Raw genomic sequence first — 5,194 nt, 5'->3', positions numbered from 1 at the left:
CCAAGCCGGGCGGGTGAGACCGTGATCCCATGGCTTGATCAGCCGCCGCCCAATCCCGTTCCGGCGGTCATCCAGAACCAACTTGTCTGGGAGGATATGGATTCATGGGTGACACCCAATGACAAGTTCTTCAGCATCGCGCATTTTGATCGGCCAACCATTGACGCAAATGCCTGGAACCTGGAAATCGATGGGTTAGTGAAGAAGCCCCTGAGCTTTTCGCTCGCCGATCTCAAGGCGCGGCCCCGCCAAGAGGTGGTTTTCACAATGGAATGTTCGGGCAATCACGGTTTACCATTTTTTACCGGTGGCATCGGCAACGCCCGCTGGGCTGGCACGCCGCTAGCTGCCATTCTTGAAGAGGCAGGCGTCAAAGAAAACGGCATCGAAGTTGTTTTTTGGGGCGCTGACGTCGGCGACATCGCTCTCAAGGATGACATTCGTGACGTCAAGATGCATCAGAACTTCGCCCGCAGCATGTCGCTCGCCGATGCGATGAGCCCCAACAACATCCTCTGCTACGAGATGAATGGGGCCGCCCTGCCGGAACCCAACGGTTTCCCGTTGCGGCTCATCGCACCCGGCTGGTACGGCATCGCCAACGTCAAGTGGCTCAAACGCATTGAGATACGCAACACGCGCTTCATGAGTCTGCTGATGGGGCGAAACTACGTCACCATCCGCGAAGAAGAACACAATGGCGAGACGGTGTGGGCCGAGACGTCGGTCGGCCGTGCGTTGCTGAAGTCCGCGCCTGCCAGAGTGACGCGCAGCGATGCCGGATACCGGATCAGCGGTGCGGTCTGGGGTGCTCCCATCGCCAAGGTCGAAGTGAAGGTTGATGATGGCCCATGGCTCGGGGCGATGATCGACTCTACCGAAGAGGCCGAATTCGCCTGGAAGGTGTGGTTTTTAGACTGGAAAGACCCGTCGAAAGGCGAACACACGGTCACCTCGCGCGCCACTGATATGGCCGGGCAAATCCAGCCCGCCATGGATGATCCCTGGATTACCAAGAAGCATACCTATTGGGAGAGCAACGGTCAGGTAACGCGCCGCGTCAGCATTGCGTGAGAAGGTTCACCGGTGGCGGCAGCCGTAAGCAAGCAGACGCGGGATCGAGGTGACCTCATGCCAACTTATGCGGCGTCAGGCAGCAAAGACCACCAACAGTGGCTTACCAATTGAATTAAAGGAGCATTTTCAGATAACTGCAGCCGATCCTCGGCCCCTCCTGCGGAACGCGCCATGAGGAGATAATCGCCCTTTTCTATCGGTTAATTGTCGCGTCTACTACACCATAGATGGGGCCTGTGCCGCATGAGCTCAACTACTTCAAGTGGAAGCATCGTCTCACGGCCGAACAGGCGAAAGGCCGGCAATAACCGAGACAAGGCCAACGAGCTGGCGAAAGCGCTGAAGAAGTAGCGCTGCCTACCTATAAATCAGCTACCCGGGTCATATTGCCTTCGGCGAGCGCTTGCGCGAGCCTCTCATGCAACCTCGGGAGGACTGAATGAACTGGCATAGCGACACCTGCCCAATATCCGATGAGCCCGCACAGGAGGAGCTATCGGGAATGGAAGACATTGCCGAATTCATCTGCCCCTCCTGTGGCCGATTTCGGATTACGAGAACCGCCTTGGCGATGATCCTCCACCGAGACCCAGAAGCCAAAGAGTTCGCACTTACCCAAGCGAAGATGAGGGTAGAGGCAGGCGAAATCCCGACGATCGATAGCTCTCTGATTTAGTCCGGCTGCCCCACTTCACGCCGTAAATGAAGGGTGGCTAATCCAGGAGCGGCGGCGCGGGTTCTTGATCCATTATCATCTTGCAGCCGGAAACGCAGGCCAATAGCGACCGCGAGCTCGTCGATCAACTTCGATCCGTCTGCTTCGATGATATCGCGTCCGAGTGTCTGCGCCTCCACCCGAAGCCGATCAGCAATAATTTGATCCCGCCGTCTGAGATTGTCCGATGCGCGTTGAGGATCGCTCACGTCACCGCCAAATTGTCCCTTGCCGCGCTTTTGCATCGAAGCGTCTTTGAATTCGACTGACGGCAAGAGGCAGACGAATTGCGATGGATCGCCCAATAAAGGTGACACGAGGCGCGGCGTCAAACCATAGCCTTCGGCGATGACCGGCATTCCATTCGGCAACGCCAGGGTAGTCAGGTCCTCCAGAACCAATGGGAAACGGTCTTCAAAGGATTGCCATGCTCGCGCGGCCAGGTCTCCCGGTGTCGGCCGCACCCACCGCTCATCCAGCGTTTGCCGCAGAAAGGCCGCATATCTGGGTTCCCGTTCCGCGAGCCGCTGGTGGTGACGGAGGTCATGAGCATCGTAGTGATACACGGGCAAGCGATGTTTCCGAGCCAATGCGAGCGCGATGCTGGTCTTTCCCGCATCTGTGGCCCCAGCTATCCAGCAGACTTTCGAAAGTTGGTCCTCGAATTGCTCGTACATAAAACCAACGTTGTAACCTGAAGCCGGCCTTTTTGTGGGGAACGAACCGGTCACATCGGCCACCGGGTGGGTGACGGTCTGTGAGTAAGCGCACCTCACCGACCGAAACAATGCGCAGCCTTAATTGTTCTCTGATCGCATAGAAGGAGACTGTCCATCGATGGCGAGGTATTATTTTCACGTCCGTACCGGGGATCAATTGGTGGGAAGACGACGAAGGCGTCGATTTGCCGAACGTCGCGGCCGTTCAGCAAGAGGCCCGCAACGCTGCCCGCGAGATAATTGCGCAATCAGTCATGGGCGGCGAGCAGATCACGGCACAGCGCTTCGGCTCGCGACCGATGACCCTGGGCGTCCGAGCCTATACGACGCGTGCCGGAGCCGGCCTTCGTACGTCCAAGCGCGGTATTCGATTCCGGCTATTTGACTGCAGCTATCCGGCACCGCGCGCGTCTTTATGTTTGGATTCTTTTCGCGGTTTAAAGCCGAGGAGCAGTGTTCTCAGCTCGGGCTCACTGACGCGTCTGGCCGCTTCCTCGGGGCTGACCCACTCAAGCTTCCGCTGCCCCTTCTCCTTGAAGTCTTTTTTCTTCTCAACCATCCTGATCTGAAAGACATCTACCATGCACGGTACAAGTTCCTGGCTGTCTAGCACCTTCAAGTATGTGTAACGACCGACTGGCTGCTTTTTCACTTCTCCACGTATCCCTGCTTCTTCCCACGCTTCCGTGGCTGCAGTTTCAAACGGCTTTTTCCCCTCGATGGGCCACCCCTTGGGGATGATCCACCGGCCGCTGTCTCTTGATGTTATGAGAAGAACCTTTATCCCAGAGGGTTCGCGTATGTCGCGGAAGCAGAGTGCCGCGTATTGCTGCGGGAAACTCCCCGCAAATAGCCTATGGGGGACTGCGGCCAATTGCCGAAGAAGAGCGCGGGGCTCCTGTGACTGCCGTTTGCGAGGTTTTTTCGCCATAAGATTAAGCCTGACCTGCGGTTTTCCCATTGCCCTGATCGCCTGCGGGCCTTTATGACGCATTTATGACAACCACGCCGAGCCTGGAAGCTACTTTTCATGATGAACATTTTTCGTAAGCTGATGCCGCAGGAGGATAGGTTCTTTGATATGTTTTCCAAGCATTCGAAAACCGTCGTCAGTGCTGCGGGAGCTTTGCGCGACCTTCTGAACGGCGAGGACGTGGATCAAAATTGCCGGCGCATCATCACCCTTGAGAACGAAGCCGACGACATTACACGCGAGGTGTTGCTGGCGGTCAGGCGCAGCTTCATTACACCGTTCGACCGTGGTGACATCAAGGACCTTATCCAGTCGATGGACGATGCCATCGATATGATGCACAAGACCGTCAAGACCATCCGGCTGTTCGAGCAATCGAGCTTCGATCCGCTGATGCAGCAGATGGGCGAGCAGATCGTCAACGCAGCAAACCTCATTGCAGAAGCAGTTTCGCTTCTCAACAAGGTTGGCACGAACGCGCAACGCCTGTCTACCATTGCGGAAGAGGTCACTCGCGTCGAGGGCCGGGCCGATGAACTCCACGACGAAGGCCTGAAAGACCTGTTCAGGCGCCATGGGGCCAAGGGAGACGCCATGGCCTACCTGATCGGCAGTGAGATCTACGGCGAACTCGAAAAAGTCGTCGACCGGTTCGAAGACGTCGCCAATGAGATTAGCGGCATTGTCATCGAGAACGTTTGATGGACGTTTCGTTAGCTTTGCCACTCCTCGTTGGCTTGATCGTCGTTGCGCTATTCTTCGACTTTCTGAACGGCTTGCATGATGCGGCCAACTCCATCGCGACCATCGTGTCTACCCGTGTGCTTCGCCCCCAATACGCCGTCTTATGGGCGGCGTTTTTCAATTTCATCGCTTTCGCGTTCTTCGGTCTTCATGTGGCAGAGACGGTTGGAACGGGCATCATTGATCCCGCCATTGTTTCTCCGCAGGTGATCTTTGCGGCCTTGATGGGCGCAATCGTTTGGAACATCGTCACCTGGATTTTCGGTCTTCCTTCCAGTTCATCGCATGCGCTGGTTGGCGGTCTCGTCGGTGCAGGCTGGGCGAAGGTGGGTTTCGGTTCAATTGTCTGGGGCGGCTTCCTGAAAACAGTCGGAGCGATTTTCTTCTCTCCGGCTGTCGGCTTCTTCCTTGCATTGCTGCTGGTACTTCTCGTTTCCTGGCTCTTTGTACGGCAAACGCCATTCGCCGTGGATCGCACGTTCCGCATCTTGCAGTTCGTGTCCGCCTCCCTCTATTCGCTCGGGCATGGCGGCAATGATGCGCAGAAGACCATGGGCATCATTGCCGTATTGCTGTTCAGCCAAGGTTACTTGGGTTCGGAATTCCGCGTGCCGTTCTGGGTGGTGATCGCTTGCCAGTCTGCGATGGCACTTGGCACGCTCTTCGGCGGCTGGCGCATCGTCCACACAATGGGGTCGAAAATTACGCGCCTTAATCCAATGCAGGGGTTCTGCGCCGAAACAGGGGGAGCGTTGACGCTGTTTGGTGCCACGTGGCTCGGCATCCCGGTTTCGACAACACATACCATTACCGGCGCGATTGTTGGCGTTGGGGCGGCGCGGCGTTTGTCAGCCGTGCGGTGGGGATTGGCCGGCAATATCGTGATTGCGTGGATCATCACGATGCCTGCCGCTGCCGTGATTTCGGCACTCTTCTATGGGCTGACAACCCTTTTCAGTTAGGACG

General features: G+C 56.8%; 5 protein-coding genes and 1 pseudogene. 4 read left to right on the top strand and 2 right to left on the bottom strand.

All coding sequences use genetic code 11. The annotated features are described in order from the left end of the window. The coding region (locus HGP14_RS34955; protein WP_168834347.1) for a sulfite oxidase at positions 1–1,074 on the top strand (1,074 nt) is incomplete at its 5' end. Positions 1,075–1,749: 675 nt separating this feature from the next. Here HGP14_RS34955 and HGP14_RS34950 read toward each other — a convergent pair. Continuing rightward, on the bottom strand, positions 1,750–2,523 hold the full coding sequence (locus tag HGP14_RS34950; protein WP_168834346.1) for a hypothetical protein: 774 nt from the start codon (positions 2,521–2,523) through the stop codon (positions 1,750–1,752). Between the two features lie 116 nt (positions 2,524–2,639). On the opposite strand from HGP14_RS34950, the pseudogene HGP14_RS36945 reads away from it, so the two are divergent. After that, positions 2,640–2,768, top strand: a pseudogene (locus HGP14_RS36945) (DUF6894 family protein); the annotation flags it as partial. A gap of 134 nt (positions 2,769–2,902) precedes the next feature. Here HGP14_RS36945 and HGP14_RS34945 read toward each other — a convergent pair. Beyond that, positions 2,903–3,472, bottom strand: a complete 570-nt coding sequence (locus tag HGP14_RS34945) for an NUDIX hydrolase (protein ID WP_168834345.1) — start codon at positions 3,470–3,472, stop codon at positions 2,903–2,905. A gap of 69 nt (positions 3,473–3,541) precedes the next feature. On the opposite strand from HGP14_RS34945, the gene HGP14_RS34940 reads away from it, so the two are divergent. Both HGP14_RS34940 and HGP14_RS34935 read left to right on the top strand, forming a co-directional pair. Beyond that, positions 3,542–4,186 (top strand): DUF47 domain-containing protein, encoded by a 645-nt coding sequence (locus tag HGP14_RS34940; protein ID WP_168834344.1) that lies wholly within the window; start codon positions 3,542–3,544, stop codon positions 4,184–4,186. Further along, positions 4,186–5,190: an inorganic phosphate transporter gene (locus HGP14_RS34935; protein ID WP_168834343.1), complete on the top strand. Its 1,005-nt coding sequence runs from the start codon at positions 4,186–4,188 to the stop codon at positions 5,188–5,190. The genes HGP14_RS34940 and HGP14_RS34935 overlap by 1 nt, the downstream gene beginning before the upstream one ends. Positions 5,191–5,194 lie beyond the last annotated feature (4 nt).

It is taken from the genome of Rhizobium sp. P32RR-XVIII (assembly GCF_012641395.1).
Lineage (GTDB): Bacteria > Pseudomonadota > Alphaproteobacteria > Rhizobiales > Rhizobiaceae > Rhizobium.
This window is presented reverse-complemented; position numbering and strand designations above follow the sequence as displayed.

Bases quoted from the DNA above. Each gene is read 5' to 3' on its own strand.
- HGP14_RS34945 (WP_168834345.1), bottom strand. From the start codon at position 3,472: ATGGGAAAACCGCAGGTCAGGCTTAATCTTATGGCGAAAAAACCTCGC.
- HGP14_RS34940 (WP_168834344.1), top strand. From the start codon at position 3,542: ATGATGAACATTTTTCGTAAGCTGATGCCGCAGGAGGATAGGTTCTTT.
- HGP14_RS34935 (WP_168834343.1), top strand. From the start codon at position 4,186: ATGGACGTTTCGTTAGCTTTGCCACTCCTCGTTGGCTTGATCGTCGTT.